This window comes from Alteromonas gracilis (assembly GCF_036870955.2).
In the GTDB taxonomy this organism is placed as follows: domain Bacteria; phylum Pseudomonadota; class Gammaproteobacteria; order Enterobacterales; family Alteromonadaceae; genus Alteromonas; species Alteromonas gracilis_A.
Genome location: NZ_CP145482.2, coordinates 4,111,425 through 4,129,241, shown reverse-complemented (window position 1 = coordinate 4,129,241; position 17,817 = coordinate 4,111,425). Strand labels below are relative to the sequence as shown.

Sequence of the window (17,817 nt, the reverse complement as noted above, 5' to 3'; positions counted from 1 at the left end):
TTTACCTCGCCCTTTGTTTTCATGTAAGAAATAACGGCGACAAGTGCCATAAATGCCGTGCACGACAAAAGGGTAAGGGTGATGTCCATGTACTACTCCTAGTCTATTATTGTGCAGGCCATAATGTGATATCCGACATATCCGTGTCGGTATGCTGTACCTCTGGGCCTAGGGCAAGCTGTTTGCCTTTGGGCACAAACACGGCCATTTCATTAAGGGCTAAAATTTCTTCTTTGTACTGGCCGCCGTTCAAGACTTCATCAGTGCCAAGGCGCACCCATTCACCTTTAGGCAAGTAATACTTCACCTTACCACCGGGCACAACACATGGCACAACAAGTACATCATCACCACACATAAATTGTTGCTCAAACCCGTGCGACAATGGCTCATCTGGAAACGCTAGCGCCATTGCGCGTTGCACGGGCAGCCCTGATATTGATGCTTGCTCAGCGGTTTTCTTAAGATAAGGAACTAAGCGATAACGAAGTTTCAACGCCTCGAAAACTGCGTCAGACGCTGCTTCACCATAGGACCAAGGTTCGCGAGGGCCAATGCCATGAAGACGCATGTGTGCACTAAAAACTGATGCCTGCGTCCAGCGCACATAAAGTTCTGCGTCTCGAGTATCTTTGTAAAAACCGCCGATATCGGTCGCAAAGAATGGGCCTCCTGACATGCCCCAAGATAAACTGCCTCGGATGCTTGCTGAAAGGCCATGCCAGTCTGCTTGTGGGTCACCGCCCCATTGAGACGGAAAGCGTTGACTGCCTGTCCATGCCGAGCGGCTAAACAAGAACGGGCCTGTTTTACAGTATTTCTCGGCCGCTTCGTAGACACAGCGGTTGTAAAGCATGCTGTATACATTGTGTAGTCTGTCGCCCGAATCTTCGCTATAGGAAAGCATGTTGTCGTCTTCTAGCTGCTCACCAAAGTCTGCCTTTATCATATCAATGCCAAGGTCAAACAATGGTTTATGCGACTCGCGCCAAAATGCGTATGCATCTGGGTGTGTAAAGTCGAGAATACCTGAGTCAGGAAGTGGTGTGAGCACTTCGCCAAAAGGGCTTAAATCCCACTCGTAGCGATAAGCCTCTCCCGTACGCTTATCTTTAATTAGCCAACCTTTCTCAGCGGCTTCTTTAAACAGCGGGTTTTTCACAGAGATCATGGGGTATTCCCAAACGCATATCTTAAAGCCGAGGGCTTTTAATTCGTCGATAATGGGTTTCGGGTCGGCATAGCGTTTCGGGTCCCACTCAAACGCAAAGCGCGTATCGGTATCTTGCCATGCTCTACCGTCTAACGTTATTACATCGCACGGCATTTCTTTTTCGCGTACTTCTCGCGCCACGGCTAACAGCTCTTGCGCATCTTTATAGTAGGCCTTTGACAATATTACGCCCAGGCTCCACGTCGGCGGTGTTGGAGCAAAGCCTGTTAACTGACTGTAGGTGTTAATGCTTTTTGACGGCGTTGCTTCATGGTAGAGAAACATATCAAGTAAGGCATCTTCAACCACACACACATAGGCACGTTGCGACCATGGTGCATATCCAATACCGTGAGTGACAGGGGCAGGTGTGTGTACAAACAAGTTCCAGCCTTGAGGGCTCCATGCGTAAGGCGTGTTCTTATATGATTTTTCGGCGTTTACGCCAAGAGCATCATGGTTGTATGAGCGCACAAGCTGTCCGCGCTTATCCAGTTTGCTCCATTTCTCCCCCAACCCGTAAATTGCTTCGTCGTAGCTAAGCTCAAGGCTGACTATCCAGCCGTCAGCTGTTTTGGCGAAAGGGGGTAAGCGGTGCTGTCGCACAAAATGGCCGTCGGTAGCCGTTTGCTGCACGAGTACATCGTCTTTGAATAACTTAAAATGCAGCGGTGAAGAAAACAGCTCTAGTCGATAGTCGCCTCCAATGAGGGTGCTATGTGTTTGATCACCGGAAAAGACGAGCGCGAGGTTTTGAGGCGTGCCTGTTAACATGCCGTACACGCTTTGATTGTCTGTGGTATTTTGAATACGCAGACCAAATTGGCTAATAGAGAAGCGCAGTTGTCCAAACTGCGTTGGTACTATGAGTACATCACCGTTTTCTAGGTAAGGAAGTTGGGTAATATCCGCGGGTTCTATACCGTTCCAGTCAGGCTCTTTCACATCAAAGGCATTGCTCATTAGTACATTACTCTACATGTCTTATATAAGATATAAGTTAATGAAATGTAACTTTGGTGTCAATCAGCATTTATCATTTTATAAAAAGAAGCATCATCATATTTATATGGGCAGGTTCTTTGTGATAAGCGTTAAGCCACTAGTGGCGAGCATAGCTAGCGCAAGGGCGCGCACAATTTGGGGCTCAACTTTCGCAGCGAGCAGCCTACCTATTCGGGTGAAAATAAGTATGACCGGAATAGCACACAAAGTGGCAAAAAGTACGTCTTGTGTGGGCAAGGTGCCAAACGGAACAATGCACAAACGAATAAGTGCAGTCACGCTGAAAACGGCCAGCAGTGTGAACCGTATTTCGTTGATAGGCCAGTGCTGTCGATAGCATTGGAAGACCACAGGTGGCCCGAATGTGGAAAATAGACCGCCGAGCAACCCACCAATCGTGCCAGCAATGGCAAAACCAGAGTCTCGTCCAGAGGGTGGCGCCTTTTTTCGCTTGATAATCAGCAGCAAACAACAGCTTAATATAGCTATTCCAAGCAGTAGGTTGAGCCAGTTTGTCATGTTTGATGAAAGATATTCAAGTAAGGCGTAGCCAACGCCCATGAAAGGTATGCCACTTATCAACATTATGGTGAAAGCACGCTTGTTTACCTGAGTCGTATTCTTTACCACAAGTGAAACAGAATTAAATAAGCTTAAAAAACTTACCAAAAATGTTGTGGCGGTAAGCGGCATAATTGAAAATAAGGTGAAACTCGACACCACCATTAGCCCAAAACCAAAGCCGCTAAGGGTTTGCAGAATGGTGGCTAAGCCAAGAAGTGCAAACATTGTCACGAGTGTCTCAAGCGGCATTAAGTGTAATTCCTATCATGTATGTGATTTAAGTCAAAAATGCGCTATAACTCTTGTGTATGATATAACAACAGAATAATAAGCATCAGGTTACGGTTTAATGTCTTCATCTCAATTTGATCACAAGCTTGGCGGTCCAAGCCTTGCCTTTCAGCCTCTTTACCAACAAGTTGCCGAGTATATCAAGCAATTGATTGTGGAGCGTCGTTGGCAGCCAGGTGAAATGCTACCAAGTGAATTCAAACTTGCTGATGAATTTAAAGTAAGCCAAGGTACCGTAAGAAAAGCGCTTACTTTATTAACTGACACAAAAATAGTCACCAGGCGCCAAGGCGTCGGGACGTTTGTATCAGAGCACACTGCTCAAGATGCGCTGTTTCGTTTTTTCCCTTTACAAGCCGACGGTAAGGGTGCCGATTTACCTAAAGCAGAACTTATCAGTAAAGAGCAAATAGAGCCTTCTGAGACAGTGCAACAAGCACTGTCGATATCGGCCAAAGACAAAGTCATCAAGCTAAAACGCAGACGTATTTTAGACAATGAATTCTGTATGCTTGAGACTATTTATCTGCCATCTAAGTTATTCATCGATATTGATAAAAGAGAGGATATTCCTCATACCCTTTATCACTTCTATCAGACAGACTACAACCAAACAGTGTTCAAGACCCGCGACAGCATTAAAGCTGTGTTGGCGTCAAAGAGCGATGCAAAAGGGCTGAACGTCGAAAAAGGTGCGCCTTTACTCCTTGTGACTCGCGTGACGGAATCAATTGACGGCAAGCTTATCGAGTATCGCGAGAGTAAATGCCGAACTGATCACTATCATTATCAAGTCGAGCTAGACTAGCTTGCTTGATTCTGAGTCTAATAACTGGCCTCAATACCTGAACTAGACGCTCGAACTAGACACGCGAACTCTGCGCCTGAGGCCTACAGGCGTTTGTAGCCCCGTATTAGCTTGCCCTTTTCCTCTACTCGGCGACTACCTCTCTCTTTCTATATTAGAAGCGTTGGCTCGTGTTTACTCTAAAACGCCCTCATCTTCGTATTTCTATAAGTTTGTTAACACTTTGTTGACATCCATTGGTCTCTATAATAACTTATGTCTTATACAAGACTAAAGTGTAGTACTTAATAGATTTAGTCTCAACAATTGATTAAAAGGTAGATAACGCGATGGAAAAGATACCAGAGGTAGGCTTTGGCTTTTGGAAGGTCGATAAAACGATATGCGCTGATACGGCTTATGAAGCGATTAAGGCAGGTTACCGTCATTTAGATTGCGCATCTGACTACGGCAATGAAAAAGAAGTCGGTGAGGGCATTAAGCGCGCCATCGAAGACGGCTTGTGTACTCGTGAAGAGTTGTGGGTTACGTCGAAGCTGTGGAATACATTTCATGCGCCAGAACATGTAGAACTGGCACTGAATAAAACCCTATCTGATTTACAGTTAGACTATCTCGACCTGTATCTCATTCACTTTCCAATTGCGCAAAAATTTGTCCCTATTGAAAGTCGTTATCCCCCAGAGTGGTTTGCTGACCCTGATGCAGCAGAGCCGAAAATGGAGCTAGCGCCAGTTCCTCTGTATAAAACATGGGGAGCGATGGAGACGTTAGTTGACGGCGGTAAGGTAAAGCAAATAGGCGTATGTAACTACAACACCGGACTTATTCATGACTTGATGAGCTATGCACGCATTAAACCTGCCATGCTCCAGATTGAGTCGCATCCATACTTGACCCAAGAAAGGTTAATTCGCCTTGCGAAAGACTATGGTCTTGCCGTTACAGCTTTCTCACCACTTGGTGCTTTGTCTTACTTAGAGCTTGAAATGGCAGATCAAACTGAATCAGTACTAGAGCAAGGTGTGGTTAAAGCCGCGGCAAATGTTCATGGCAAAACACCCGCTCAAGTGGTGCTGCGCTGGGGCATTCAACGTGGTAATGCCATTATTCCAAAAACTTCTAAAGTTGAGCGCATGAAAGAGAACCTAGCACTGTTTGATTTCACGCTTTCTGATGAAGAAATGCAAGCTATTTCTGCGCTTAACGTTAACCGCCGATTTAACGATCCGGGCCACTTCTGTGAAGCTGCCTTCAATCGCTTCCACCCTATTTACGACTAGGAGTAAACCATGAAAAACGTCAATGAGACCTCAAGTGTTGAGTATGCAAGTGTTGCTACACAGCATCATTACAACGGTGATGTATTTCCACAAATTGTCGTAAACAATACACAGTGCAAAACAGTGGCAGAGACCGTTGCGTTTGTGAAAGCTAACCAAGCAGAGCTAGAAGCTAAACTTGCCAAAGCAGGTGCATTGTTGTTTCGAGGCTTCCCCATTGACTCAGCAGAGGCCTTTGACGTTTTTTCAGCAGGGTTTAAGTACCCCAATTTCACGTATCAAGAGTCGTTGTCTAACGCGGTTCGCATTAACTTTACTGAGCGAGTATTTACCGCCAACGAAGCGCCTAAGGACGTAGAAATATTTTTGCATCATGAAATGGCGCAAACGCCTATCTCTCCAAGTAAGCTGTTTTTCTTCTGCCAATCCGCTGCCGATGAAGGCGGAGCTACACCATTATGCCGCTCTGATAAGCTGTTTGAAGCGCTTAAAGCAGAAAACCCAGCGCTTGCTAACGATTTTAAAGAAAAAGGCCTCAAGTACACAACGACCATGCCTGCCGCTAATGACGCCAATTCTGGGCAGGGTCGAAGCTGGAAGAGCACGCTTAGTGTGGAAACGCTAGAAGAAGCAGAGGCAAAATTAAAAGAGCTAGGCTACAGCTGGGAATGGCTTGATGACGGAAGTTTAAAGGCGGTAACACCGGTCTTGCCTGCGGTAATTGATCTAGATGATGGTTCAGAGGTTTTCTATAACCAGCTGATCGCTGCGTACATGGGGTGGAAAGGCGTTAGAGAAAACCCTTCTTCAGCCATTACTTTCGGCGATGGTTCCGCTATTCCTAAAGAGGGCCTTGAGCGCGTAAGTGAGCTTGCCCAAGACTTTACGTTTGACCTAGAGTGGCAAGACGGTGACGTTGCCATTGTCGATAACTACCGCGCAATGCACGGTCGTCGCCCTTATTCTGGCGACAGAAAGCGTGTTGTATTAGTGGCACTCGTGGCGTCTGAGCGATAACAATAATGAATGACCTAGCAGTAAAATGTAAAAACATCTGGCCGGGCTTAGGTATCGCAACCATCACTGGCATGGCTGCGCTGTTTTTAAGCGAGCATTACAATGCGCCTGCCATGTTGTTTGCTTTGCTCCTAGGTATGGCTGTGTCGTTTTTGTATCAAAACGACACGCCTTGCGCCTGTGGTATAGAGTTTACTGCCAGTACGCTGCTTCGCGCAGGTGTAGTGCTGTTGGGTTTGAGAATAGCACTTGGCGACCTCGCGATTTTGGGGTGGCAAACTGCCTTAATGCTTGCTTAGGTGCCATTTTCACAACTATTATCTTGGGCGTATTTCTCGCCAAAACACTGGGTTTACAAAAACGTTTTGGTGCCCTAACAGGCGGGTCTGTCGCGATATGTGGTGCGTCGGCAGCGCTTGCTATTTCCACTATTCTTCCCAAGGGTAAAAATCACGAGCGCGACACCCTGCTAACTGTGATTGGCGTTACGGCAATGTCGACTATTGCGATGATCGTTTACCCTATTTTATCGTCGCAGCTTGGAATGAACGAGACCGAGGCTAAGCATATTTTTAGGGGGAACCATTCACGACGTCGCTCAAGTGGTGGGAGCGGGGTATTCGGTCTCTGAGAATGCCGGAGATATGGCCACGCTAACCAAACTTGTGCGTGTGGCTATGTTAATGCTTATGGTCCTCATTATGATGCTGGTGATAAAGCGCTTCTATAAATCTAATGGGCAAGCAGGGGAAGGCGATATTCCTAGCATGCCACTGTTTTTAGTAGGCTTTATCGTGTTAATGCTGCTTAATAGCTTTGTATCACTTCCCGCATTTGTTATTGAAACTGGCACACAAATCTCTCGTTTCTTTTTAGTCGTATCCATCACCGCCATTGGCATGAAATCAAACTTGGGCAAGCTTGTTGAAGTTGGTGTGCTGCCGATTGTCATGATTGTTGCAGAAACGCTCTGGATAGCCTTACTCATACTGGGTTATCTGTTTTTAATGTAGAGGTGTGACTTGTGAAAAAACGCGGCCTTCATGCGCTTTATGCAAAAAATCCGATAGATGCTGACAAACACGTGTTTGACAGAACGTCAGATTCGTTGACGCGCAGGGGATTTTTATCAGGCCTTAAGACACTATCAGTATTGCTTGGGGCTGAAGTTGTGTACGGGCAGTTTATGCCAGCTGGGCTTATTCCTGCCGCGTTTGCACAAAGTGACGCACCGTTTAAGATTGAAGGGAAAGAAGGCTTAATAGTGCTCAACGACCGCCCCGTCAATGCAGAGACGCCAGCGCATTTGCTTGATGATGAGGTCACTCCCGCTAAACACTTTTTTGTTCGAAACAATGGCATTGTGCCCAAAGCGCCTAATGCCAAAACATGGACACTTACTATTGAAGGCGAGTCTGCAAAGCAGTCGCGTACTTTTAGTCTTGATGAGCTCAAGGCCCAATTTACCCATTACACTTATCAGCTGACGTTAGAGTGTGGCGGTAATGGTCGTGCTGAGTTTTCACCGGCTGCAACAGGCAATCAATGGACAACAGGCGCCGTGGGCTGTCCGAGATGGACAGGCGTGCGTTTGAAGGACGTATTGGCTGCGGTGGGGATAAAAGATGATGCTGTTTATATTGGTTACTATGGTGATGATCAGCATTTGAGCCGTACCCCTGGCAAAGCAGCTATTTCGCGTGGTGTGCCGATAAGCAAGGCATTAGAAGATGAATCGCTGATAGCGTGGGAAATGAATGGCGAGCCGCTGCCATTGATGAATGGTTATCCTTTGCGTCTGGTTTTCGGTGGCTGGCCCGCGTCAACGTCAGGAAAATGGCTGAAAAAAATCGTGGTCAGAAACCAAGTTCACGATGGCGCTAAAATGCTTGGCAAAGCGTACCGAGTGCCGTGTGAACCCGTTGCGCCCGGTGCTAAAGTCGCTGATGAAGATATGTGTATTATCGAGGCGATGCCTATCAAGTCGCTTATTACTTATCCGCAATCCGGTGGTACGCATAAACGGTCAGAAGAGCTTAGCGTTCGTGGCCATGCTTGGTGCGGCGAAAGTGCAGTTGACAAAGTGTTGGTATCCATAGACTTTGGGCAAACATGGCAAGAAACAACGCTAACGCAACCTGTAAACAAACACGCGTGGCAGCATTTTAGAACGGCACTTAATTTTCCCCAAAATGGCTACTACGAAGTGTGGGCAAGGGCAGTGGATAAACAAGGCAAGTCGCAGCCTATGGTGCTGCCTGGTTGGAATCCTAAAGGTTACTTAAACAATGCGTGTCATAGAATTGCGCTGAAAGTGGTGTGAGTTGTGAAAGCGCCGTTTAGTGTATTTATGTCCTTCATTACTGTATGTGTGTTATTAGTATTGTTGTGCATGCCTGTTGCGGTCGCAAAAAACGCAGTGGCGCAAGCTGATGGCGCTGACAGTGCGTCTTCCCCCGCTATCGACCCGCAGTCAGGGCTTTTCGAAGCCACAGGAAAGAACCTAGTGGTGGCACATTGCAGTGCATGTCATTCTCCCGCGCTCATTACACAAAATGCAATGAGCCGCGAACGATGGCTAGACACTATTCGCTGGATGCAAGAAACCCAAAAACTGTGGCCGTTGGGGGATGCAGAAGCGCCAATTCTCGACTATCTTTCTAAGTGGTATGGACCGAGAACGACATCAAGGCGTCAGCCTCTTGCGCCTCATCTGATGCCCGATAAGTGAGAGACTCTGAGAGAAAAGCCATTGATTGAAGCAAACAACGTCAATGGTGAAATGCTAAATACAAAATATTCATCAGTTTTTCTGTCATCTGCCGATACCAATTATTACTGGCTTTTTATGTGGATTTTTTGTTACTAATAAAGCTCACAAAGACCAACTCGCTTGAAGAACGCTACTTCAGACTAATAGTTAACATGCAGGTAAGTCTGTTAATCTGAAATGTAGAAATGATAACGACAACAATACTGGTAAATATTTATGTTTGTTTCTCGCAGTAAATATGATGAAAAAGAAGCGCAGGTTCGACAGCTAGAAGCGCGTGTTCAAGAGGCTATGGACAAAGTAGCGGCATTGGAGGCTGAAAATGCAGAGCTGATGTCGTCGGTAGAGGCTGCGTCGCAAAGTAATACCCAGAGCGACTCTGTAATTATGAAATGCGCAGTAGACGCGCTTTCGCAAATGGCAGGTATCAGAGAAACCGTGCTTTCAACGTTCGAACGTATTGATGCCGAAAATCAATCAGTGGCTGATATCAATGATATTTTCAGCACGTCTGCGGCTACGTTGAAAAAAATTGTAAGCGATATGAGCGGGCTTAATGTCCAAATGGGCAGTATGAGCGAACGTATCTCAGGGTTGTCTACAACCGCCGACAACATTAATAAGTTCGTTACCACGATAACCAGTATTTCTGACCAAACAAACCTACTTGCGCTAAACGCAGCGATCGAAGCTGCGCGCGCAGGTGATGCTGGCCGCGGGTTCAGCGTTGTTGCTGATGAAGTTCGTGCCCTTGCTACTGAAACTAACAAGTCGGCAACAGAAGTATCTGAGTTGGTTAATGGCATCATTCAATCAACGTCAAAAGCCGTTTCTGGCGTAAATGAGCTTCGCGGCAACAACGAGCAACTTGAAGCAGGTATTAATGAGCTTAACGGTAGCTATGAAAGCATGGTTAAGCATTGTGATAGTATGAAAAATACCATTAACGATGGTGCCTTTAGTACGTTTATTCAGACCGTTAAGTTAGATCATGTTGTTTGGAAAGCTGAGGTATATGCTGTGTTGTGTGGGTATAGCCAAAAAGCCCCATCGGAGTTTGGCGATCACACAAGCTGCCGTTTAGGCCGTTGGTACAGCGAGAACGTGAGCAAGCCAATTGGTCAAACTACCTCTTTTAGAGAGCTTGATGGTCCTCATGCAGCAGTTCACAAAAGTGGTGTGGCGGCTATGCAAGCCAAGTTAAATGGTGATAGCGCACAGGCCGATGCTAAGCTGATTGAAATGGAACAGGCAAGTGAGCGTGTGTTAGGTCTACTGGATAGGCTTGCAAGCTAGGTCTGCATAGACACAGTTTACGTAAATCATTGCAGGTGGGCTTTGAGTGAGTGATTCGAATTCTTTTTCAGAACAAGAGAAGATTGATTCACTCGAGGCCCGTGTTAAGTCGTTAGAACGACAGCTAAAACGCCAAAAAATAGCTCGCAAAAACGCTGAATCTCTCCTAGATACCTACTCACAAGATGCTTATCTTGCAAACCAATCGCTGCGCAAATCACTAAACGATGCAAAAAAACGCGAGCGAGAGCTTTTATACCTCAACCGCACCGCGGCACAGCTCACTAAATCACAAAGTGGAAAAGGGTTTATTTTTTCTGCACTGGCGTCTGCCGTAGAGTTTATTGGAGCATGCTGTGGTAAAGCGTATATCGTTAAGAACGGTGCACTTACAGCAGGCGATGACGATACAGTTTTACTGGAAGACGGTGAATGGCAGAGTAACCCTGAACTTGCAAAGTTACTGCTAAATGAGTTGCCTATTCATTTAGAGGAAAACTACGAGCACTGGTGCATTAACGTTGTAGATAGGCCTGATACGCACCAGGAAGCGAGAGTGCTTCACTTTATGCATGAGGTAAACGAAGACGAATACGCTTGGTTTGCTTTATTGACCTACGATGACCACCTTGATGAAGAAATGTTGTACGTGCTGGACACTACAAAGCACTACATTAATTTTAATTCCCGCTATCAACACAAGAAAAGCAAGCTTTCTATTCAACAAGATGAACTTAGCTCGGTGAAAAAAGACAGAGACTCGCTTGAAGAACGTCTCATTAGCGCAGACAAAATGGCGATGCTCGGACAACTGGCAGCTGGTATTGCTCACGAAATCAATAACCCCATCGGCTATGTGAGAAGTAACACGGTGGTAGCAAAAGAAATCTTTAGTGATTATCAACATGCACTCGATGAGATTGGAAAACTTTGTGATGAAGCTGGTGGCGAGATAAGCGAAAAATTCAATGCGTGTACAAAGGGATACTCATTAAACGAAAGCGCCATTGAGATAGCCGAGATGTTTGACGAATCTCTTGAAGGTATTGAACGCATTATCGATATTGTAAAAGCACTGAGAAGCTTCTCTTACCCCGGTTCGGGCAAGCATGTAAAACTCAGTGCTATTGACGCCATAAACTCTGCAATGAAGCTTACAAGTAACCTTCACCGATACAAAAATCATGTGTCTTTAGTCGCTGAACAAGGCGATGTGTCTTTTATGGGTAATGCTGGGCAAATTCAGCAAGTTCTGGTTAATTTCTTAACCAATGCCATATATGCAACTGAAGAGGGTAAGCACATCTACCTTAGGGTTGAACGCAAAGGCGATAAAGCGTTGCTTATTGTGCAAGATGAAGGTGTTGGTATGTCCCAAGTAGTACTTGAAAAAGTGTTTACTCCATTTTTTACAACCAAACCTCCTGGTGATGGAACTGGCCTTGGTATGTCAATTTCGATGACTATTGTGGAAGAGCATGGCGGCTTTATTGACATTAAAAGTGAAGAAGGGGTCGGTACCGAAGTAACACTTCAACTTCCATTAGTCTAAAGTATAAAGTGCTTGCTATAAATCTCTGAATAAAAGTAGTATTTCTCAAATTTTTTTTCTGACTAGACGTGGCTAGTTTTTGTTCTAGTCTTAGATAGGCACATAGTTCAGTTTTCTGACGGGATATGGCATTGCTGAACGGAGAAAGCATCATATGAGAAACAACCAGCCAATTACTCAAAAAGAATATAAGTTTCCCAAACATCACAGGCTAATATCGTCAACGGATAGACGGGGCGTCATTAAGCATTGTAATCAAGAGTTTGTTGAAGCAAGTGGGTTTAGTCGTGAAGAGTTGATTGGCAAAAATCACAATTTAATTCGTCACCCCGATATGCCGCCCGCAGTATTTAAAGAGATGTGGCAAACACTAGAGTCGGGAAACTGTTGGTTGGGGTTAGTCAAAAATCGTCGTAAAAATGGCGACCATTACTGGGTGTCGGCGTTTGTTACCCCGGTATATGAAGGGAGTAACATATCGGGTTATGAGTCAGTACGAGTGCCAGCCCTTCCCGATGAAATAGCGCGAGCTACTGCGGTGTATGAGCGTATGCAAAGTGGCAAGTCACCTATCTCTTTGACAACACAAACTATGCAGGCGGTAAGCCGCGTGTGGCCAATGCTACTTATAGGGATATTGCTCGTGCTTGCTCTAGGTGCAACAAGCGGTGTAATGCCTGCACTTATTGCGTTAGGCGCACTTGTAGTATCTGCTGTAGCGCAAGACATTAAATCGCGTAGCGAGTGGAGTGGGGTGTTAGCCCTTAGCCCCGAAACGTATAGCAATGATGTAGTCGCTCAGACCTATTTTGCCGATGCCAAGCATGTTGCAAGAGCTAAGCTAGCGCTTGGCTGTGAGCTTGCTAGAACACGCACGGCGTTGACCCGAATTAAAGATGCATCGGCTGGCCTCGAATCCATTTCTAACACAACACATCAGCAAGCAGAAAACACAAGCGCAGCGGTGGTTCAGCAGAATCAGGCGACGCAACAAATAGCATCGGCTGTTACGCAAATGAGTCAAGCAATTCAGGAAGTCGCAGAGCGGGTGGAAGCGAATGCAAAGAGTGCTCGCTCAGCTGCGGAAAATGTCACTACGGGCAATCAAAAAGCAGAAGAGGCAATGCAGGCTATTGTGTCGTTGAGAAAGGCGGTGGAATCGATATCAGAGACGGTTACTGAACTTGCGCAATCAACCAGTGATATCGGCGAAGCAGCCAATATTATTTCTACCATAGCTGAACAAACAAACCTATTGGCGCTAAACGCGGCGATTGAAGCAGCGCGTGCAGGTGAGCAAGGACGTGGCTTTGCTGTTGTTGCTGATGAGGTGCGCACATTGGCGTCCAAAACCCGTGAATCAACAGACAAAATTCACAATATTATTAGCGAGCTTGCGGAGCGTTCGGACAGAGCGGTACGTGTGTCAACGGAGGGGCTGGCCTCAGCCGAGCACGGCAGCAATATCGTTGAAGAAACACGTGGTGCGCTGCTTGAAATTAACAACGCGGTAAATGGCATTGCCGATGCAACGGTAGAGATGTCGTCTGCTGTAGAAGAGCAAAGCACGGTGGCGGAACATATCAATCAACAGTTGGTTGAGGTGGCAGACGGTGCCTCTGAAACGCAGCGTTCTTCTGAAGCGTCGTTAAAAGCGAGTGATGATTTGAAAAGCACCGTGGGCGAGGTTCACGAGCTCATTGTTCGCTTTAGTACAAACAAGCGAGTGGGTGAGTAGCTTAGACATAGGCTATAGAAAGGGCGAGACTACTCGCCCTTTTTTATTAGTTGCTATTAAGCCCTGCGTGAAGGCCTCGTTTATATGCAGCTATCGCGGGAAATAGCGAAACTATGTACGTGCTTGCCAGAACCAACGAGACAATAACGATACTGCTTTGGCCGAACAGCGCACCACTGATAAACAACCCGTACTCACTACTTAGCCAAGGTTTAAGCGCCGTAATCAATCCCGCTACAAGGCCAAAACTCAATGCAATACTTGAAAGCGTGATCAGCATAGCTTCAAGCTGAATTAATAAAAGCAGTGTAGACGGGCTAAGCACCTATCGTTCTTAGTACAGCAATTTCTTGATAGCGCTCGCGCATCGATGCTAAAAGCATTGTGGAAAGACCGATAAGTGCACTCACTACAATTAATGCTGACAAGCCTAAAAGCATAGCTTCGATATTGCCCATTATTTGCCATAGCTGTGCAAGTGCCATACCTGGCAATATAGCCATTAAAGGCGTGCCCTTACTTTGATTTATTTGATATTGCAGTTGAAGCGCAGTCACGCGGTGCTTTAGGCCCACCATAACAACAGATACTTGTTCAGGCTCAAACGCTTGGCTGTTGTAGTGGTTTTCCACATCGCTATGCTCTTCATGCTCATGCTCATGCTCATGCTCATGCTCATGCTCATGTTCTTCATGCTCGCTTGGACGACGAACACTGCCATGAGAGCTTCCTGTGCTGTGTGCTTCTTCAAGGCCTTCTAACGTGACATAGACCGCCTTGTCTACAGGAGTGCCAGTTTTTGCCAGAATACCTGATACCACAAATGGGTGAGCGTCATGATTGTTAAAAGACACATTACCTAACCCGTGTGAAACAATAATGCTGTCGCCAACGGCATAGCCTAAATCTTCAGCAATATCTGCACCTATAACGGTAGAGAGCGACTGGTCAAAACTCGCTCCGTGCGCAAATTGCAGTGACTGCATATCGCCATACTTGAAGTGCTCGAAGAAGTCGTTATTCGTGCCCACAACGCGAAAACCTCGGTGGGTATCACCTAGCGAAAGAGGGATTGTCCATGACACCTGCCTATTAGATGCGAGCGATGCAACACTCTCCCATGCTATTCCTTTAGTTGGTGTACCTATATTAAACACAGATGAAAGCAATAAATTTAGTTCTCCGCTTGGCGCGCCAACGATTAGGTCAACGCCGGAAACCGTTCGAGTAAAGCTACTTTTTACCTGAGTTCGAATGATGTCTACGGATAACAAAAGGCAAATACTGATAGTGATACTTAGCAAGGTTAACAGTGCAGTATGTTTGCGGCGCTTCAAGCTTTCGATTGCAATAGTGCCTAACATGACATTTCCCCCTGTGACTCTTTTTGAGGAGATGAACACGATTTATCAAGCAGTGTGTATATATCAATATGCTTATCGAAATACGCAGCCATTGCTGGGTCGTGGCTAACAAAAATCAATGTACTTTCTTTTGCTACTGCTTTTAGTAGAGACATAAAGCTATCTCTTGCTGCAACATCGAGTGCGGATGTTGGCTCATCAACAATTAGTATCTGTGGAGAGTTAATTAGTGCTCGAGCAATAGCTACGCGTTGTTGCTGTCCAATACTAAGTGTGTCTGCCTTTGCATGGGCAATTGAAGTAGGAAGCTGGAGCTTTTCTAACAAGTGCACAATACGTTGGCCAAGCGATTGAGCACTTTCTTTATCAGCTTTGGCAAAATAAGCCGCCGCCTTGATGTTTTGCTCTACAGTGAGGTAGGGAATAAGGTTGAATTGCTGAAACACTACACCGATATGTCGAGATCTAAATCGATCGCGCTGGCGTTGTGATAGTGTGGAAAAGGGCTCTTCAAGTAACGCTATAGAACCGGTGCTAGGTTCAAGGGTGCCACTGAGCAAATTAAGTAGTGTACTTTTGCCGCTACCCGATGGACCAGACAAAAACACATGGTCACTTTTATGTACTTGCCATTTCTTAATGGCGAGCACTGGGCTTTGTGTTTTGCTGTATGAGAACGTTAATTCGCTCACATCTATTGCAAGTTGTAATGGGCTGTCTGACGACGCACTTTCGCTCACGTTATTGCTACCTGTAACTAATTACACCGCTTACACTCTAGCTTACTGCTCAACCAGTTTAGCGCACGATTTAATCGCATCGCTAATACCATTGCCAGCAAGACTGCTTGCGTAAGATAAGCGCTTGTTCGTATTTGAACACTAACTATTTATGTCTCAGTACAAACAAACGCGGTAATGTTATCAAATAACACTTTCGCAAATATAGCGTCAATGCTGTTGTTGCTCGCAATTTGCCGACTTATTATCGAGTAACATGCTTTTATTAGCCGTTTGCTTGAAGTTTTACCACTTCCGCACTTTCGTCTTCTAACACGCTTTCTGCTGTTGCGCCTTTGAAGATTTTGCTAATTTTATCTTTGTTTTTAGACAACATAATTGTTAGTTCTTCTACTACGCTATCGTCTAGTTTGATGCCTTTCGCATGAATGTAGTCGGCAAGGTTGTCTGCTGCGTCGAGCATTTTGTCGTACTGATCGGCTTCTTTTTTGTCGGTAGTTACCAATTTTTCTACCCCTTTGTGCGTAACAACATACTGTGTGGTAATGGCCATGGTAGGTCCCCTGTTTATTAAAGACACAAAAACTGTACAGTAATTTACTGTATAAATAAACAGTATTTTAATTAAATGTTTGATTTCGATTAGTGAGAGAAGGGTAACAAGCCGTTTTAAAGGTGATTAATGCTTGTGCAATTTGCAACTGCTGCGTATAATGCGCGCCCTTACAGCCATCCCAATTCGTTCCTTGTCTCCATACAGTCGGCTGTACTGTCGAGGCTACAACCGTAAGGAGCTATAATGCGTCATTACGAAATCGTATTTATGGTTCACCCTGATCAGAGTGAACAAGTACCTGGTATGATCGAGCGTTATACCACAATCCTAAAGCAAGACGGTGGTCAGATTCATCGTTTAGAAGATTGGGGCCGTCGTCAACTGGCTTACCCAATTGAAAAGCTGCACAAAGCCCACTACGTACTAATCAATGCTGAAGCGTCTGCAGAAGCTGTTGATGAATTGGAAAATGCTTTCCGTTTCAACGACGTGATCCTACGTAACATGGTTATGCGCACTAAGACTGCTGTGACTGAGCCTTCTCCAATGATGAAAGAAGAGCCTCGTCGTGAGCGTCGTGACGATTCTGCTCCTCGCCAAGACCGCGCGGAAAAGAAAACTGAAACCACTGAAGACAACGCTTAAGGAGATCACCCATGGCTCGTTTTTTCAGACGTCGTAAGTTCTGCCGTTTCACTGCAGAAGGTGTGACTGAAATCGATTACAAAGATATCGCTACTCTTAAGAACTACATCACTGAGAGCGGTAAAATTGTCCCTAGCCGTATTACTGGTACAAGCGCAAAATATCAGCGTCAGCTGTCTTCTGCGATCAAGCGCGCACGTTTCCTTGCGTTGCTTCCGTACACTGATTCACACAAGTAATTTGGCGAAAATAAGGGTTAGCTAAGATGAATATCATCCTACTAGATAAAATCGCCAACCTTGGCGGCCTGGGCGACCAAGTGACTGTAAAGTCTGGTTACGCTCGTAACTTCCTTTTCCCACAGGGTAAAGCGGTTCCTGCAACTAAAGACAACGTTGAAAAGTTCGAAGCACGTCGTGCTGAACTTGAAGCGAAAATTGCTGAGCAACTAGCTGCTGCTAACGCACGCGGTGAGAAAATTGCTGAGCTTGCTGAAGTTACAATCGCAGCACCAGCTGGTGACGAAGGTAAACTGTTTGGTTCTGTTGGTACTCGTGACATCGCTGATGCAATCACTGCAGCTGGCGTTGAAGTACAAAAAGCAGAAGTTAAACTACCTACTGGTACTCTTCGTGAGACTGGTGAGTATGACATCGACTTACAACTTCACTCTGACGTTATCACTTCAATCAAAGTGATCATCATTGCTGAAGCGTAATCGCTGACGTATTTGAAAAAGCCGCTCTTTTGAGCGGCTTTTTTGTGCCTGCTAATAATACCAAAACGTCTTTCACGTCTAACCGCTTCATCTCCTTTTTTGTAACGAATAAGTTACGTTTACGATAAATTAACAAAATTTCAGGTTCACTTATCTGCGATAAATAACGGTTTTTGCGGAGCACTTAAATTTAATGTTAATGGTCGCTAAAAATCTTCCTGTTACAGCTTTAAACTTTTTCTGTCATGCGTGCG

Annotated in this window: 18 protein-coding genes and 1 pseudogene; 13 read left to right on the top strand and 6 right to left on the bottom strand. The window is 45.5% G+C overall.

The genetic code is table 11. The features are described from left to right. Nucleotides 1–106: 106 nt before the first annotated feature. Nucleotides 107–2,176: an alpha-xylosidase gene (locus V6N89_RS19890; RefSeq protein WP_338519113.1), complete on the bottom strand. Its 2,070-nt coding sequence runs from the start codon at nucleotides 2,174–2,176 to the stop codon at nucleotides 107–109. 102 nt (nucleotides 2,177–2,278) lie between these two features. Beyond that, nucleotides 2,279–3,031, bottom strand: a complete 753-nt coding sequence (locus tag V6N89_RS19885) for a sulfite exporter TauE/SafE family protein (RefSeq protein WP_338519112.1) — start codon at nucleotides 3,029–3,031, stop codon at nucleotides 2,279–2,281. Nucleotides 3,032–3,131: 100 nt separating this feature from the next. On the opposite strand from V6N89_RS19885, the gene V6N89_RS19880 reads away from it, so the two are divergent. The 10 genes and pseudogenes from V6N89_RS19880 (at nucleotide 3,132) to V6N89_RS19840 (ending at nucleotide 13,540) form a co-directional block, all read left to right on the top strand. Further along, nucleotides 3,132–3,881, top strand: a complete 750-nt coding sequence (locus V6N89_RS19880; protein WP_338519111.1) for a GntR family transcriptional regulator — start codon at nucleotides 3,132–3,134, stop codon at nucleotides 3,879–3,881. Nucleotides 3,882–4,210: 329 nt separating this feature from the next. Further along, the gene (locus tag V6N89_RS19875) at nucleotides 4,211–5,164 is read left to right on the top strand and encodes an aldo/keto reductase (protein WP_338519110.1); all 954 of its coding nucleotides are present in this window, start codon (nucleotides 4,211–4,213) and stop codon (nucleotides 5,162–5,164) included. A 9-nt stretch (nucleotides 5,165–5,173) separates the two neighbouring features. Next, nucleotides 5,174–6,181, top strand: coding sequence for a TauD/TfdA family dioxygenase (locus V6N89_RS19870; protein WP_346993145.1), 1,008 nt, complete (start codon nucleotides 5,174–5,176; stop codon nucleotides 6,179–6,181). Between the two features lie 5 nt (nucleotides 6,182–6,186). Continuing rightward, the gene (locus V6N89_RS21895) at nucleotides 6,187–6,480 is read left to right on the top strand and encodes a putative sulfate exporter family transporter (RefSeq protein ID WP_431189745.1); all 294 of its coding nucleotides are present in this window, start codon (nucleotides 6,187–6,189) and stop codon (nucleotides 6,478–6,480) included. Continuing rightward, nucleotides 6,453–7,194 (top strand): annotated as a pseudogene (locus tag V6N89_RS19865) (YeiH family protein). The gene V6N89_RS21895 and the pseudogene V6N89_RS19865 overlap by 28 nt, the downstream one beginning before the upstream one ends. Before the next feature lie 53 nt (nucleotides 7,195–7,247). Then, entirely contained in the window at nucleotides 7,248–8,504 is a 1,257-nt protein-coding gene (locus V6N89_RS19860) for a sulfite oxidase (RefSeq protein ID WP_431189814.1), read from the top strand. 3 nt (nucleotides 8,505–8,507) lie between these two features. Continuing rightward, nucleotides 8,508–8,912, top strand: a complete 405-nt coding sequence (locus tag V6N89_RS19855) for a hypothetical protein (protein ID WP_431189744.1) — start codon at nucleotides 8,508–8,510, stop codon at nucleotides 8,910–8,912. Nucleotides 8,913–9,170: 258 nt separating this feature from the next. Then, complete coding sequence (locus V6N89_RS19850; RefSeq protein ID WP_338519107.1) at nucleotides 9,171–10,250, top strand: methyl-accepting chemotaxis protein; 1,080 nt, start codon at nucleotides 9,171–9,173, stop codon at nucleotides 10,248–10,250. Nucleotides 10,251–10,296: 46 nt separating this feature from the next. Next, nucleotides 10,297–11,802, top strand: a complete 1,506-nt coding sequence (locus V6N89_RS19845) for a sensor histidine kinase (RefSeq protein ID WP_338519106.1) — start codon at nucleotides 10,297–10,299, stop codon at nucleotides 11,800–11,802. Between the two features lie 154 nt (nucleotides 11,803–11,956). After that, nucleotides 11,957–13,540, top strand: a complete 1,584-nt coding sequence (locus V6N89_RS19840) for a methyl-accepting chemotaxis protein (protein WP_338519105.1) — start codon at nucleotides 11,957–11,959, stop codon at nucleotides 13,538–13,540. 46 nt (nucleotides 13,541–13,586) lie between these two features. Here the strand turns inward: V6N89_RS19840 and V6N89_RS21890 are convergent, their stop codons facing one another. The 4 genes from V6N89_RS21890 to V6N89_RS19825 all read right to left on the bottom strand — a co-directional run bounded on the left by V6N89_RS21890 (nucleotide 13,587) and on the right by V6N89_RS19825 (nucleotide 16,197). Next, on the bottom strand, nucleotides 13,587–13,865 hold the full coding sequence (locus V6N89_RS21890; protein ID WP_431189743.1) for a hypothetical protein: 279 nt from the start codon (nucleotides 13,863–13,865) through the stop codon (nucleotides 13,587–13,589). Continuing rightward, the gene (locus V6N89_RS19835) at nucleotides 13,858–14,904 is read right to left on the bottom strand and encodes an ABC transporter permease (protein WP_431189742.1); all 1,047 of its coding nucleotides are present in this window, start codon (nucleotides 14,902–14,904) and stop codon (nucleotides 13,858–13,860) included. The genes V6N89_RS21890 and V6N89_RS19835 overlap by 8 nt, the downstream gene beginning before the upstream one ends. Then, on the bottom strand, nucleotides 14,898–15,644 hold the full coding sequence (locus tag V6N89_RS19830) for an ABC transporter ATP-binding protein (RefSeq protein ID WP_338519104.1): 747 nt from the start codon (nucleotides 15,642–15,644) through the stop codon (nucleotides 14,898–14,900). The genes V6N89_RS19835 and V6N89_RS19830 overlap by 7 nt, the downstream gene beginning before the upstream one ends. A 265-nt stretch (nucleotides 15,645–15,909) precedes the next feature. Then, nucleotides 15,910–16,197 (bottom strand): YebG family protein, encoded by a 288-nt coding sequence (locus tag V6N89_RS19825; protein WP_014951121.1) that lies wholly within the window; start codon nucleotides 16,195–16,197, stop codon nucleotides 15,910–15,912. 246 nt (nucleotides 16,198–16,443) lie between these two features. On the opposite strand from V6N89_RS19825, the gene rpsF reads away from it, so the two are divergent. The 3 genes from rpsF to rplI are packed head-to-tail and all read left to right on the top strand — an operon-like array spanning nucleotide 16,444 to nucleotide 17,563. Beyond that, a complete protein-coding gene (gene rpsF, locus V6N89_RS19820; protein ID WP_014951120.1) occupies nucleotides 16,444–16,845 on the top strand; it encodes a 30S ribosomal protein S6 in 402 nt (133 codons plus the stop codon). An 11-nt stretch (nucleotides 16,846–16,856) separates the two neighbouring features. Beyond that, the gene (rpsR, locus tag V6N89_RS19815) at nucleotides 16,857–17,084 is read left to right on the top strand and encodes a 30S ribosomal protein S18 (protein WP_012519954.1); all 228 of its coding nucleotides are present in this window, start codon (nucleotides 16,857–16,859) and stop codon (nucleotides 17,082–17,084) included. A gap of 26 nt (nucleotides 17,085–17,110) precedes the next feature. Then, nucleotides 17,111–17,563, top strand: coding sequence for a 50S ribosomal protein L9 (gene rplI, locus V6N89_RS19810; RefSeq protein ID WP_202262762.1), 453 nt, complete (start codon nucleotides 17,111–17,113; stop codon nucleotides 17,561–17,563). Nucleotides 17,564–17,817 lie beyond the last annotated feature (254 nt).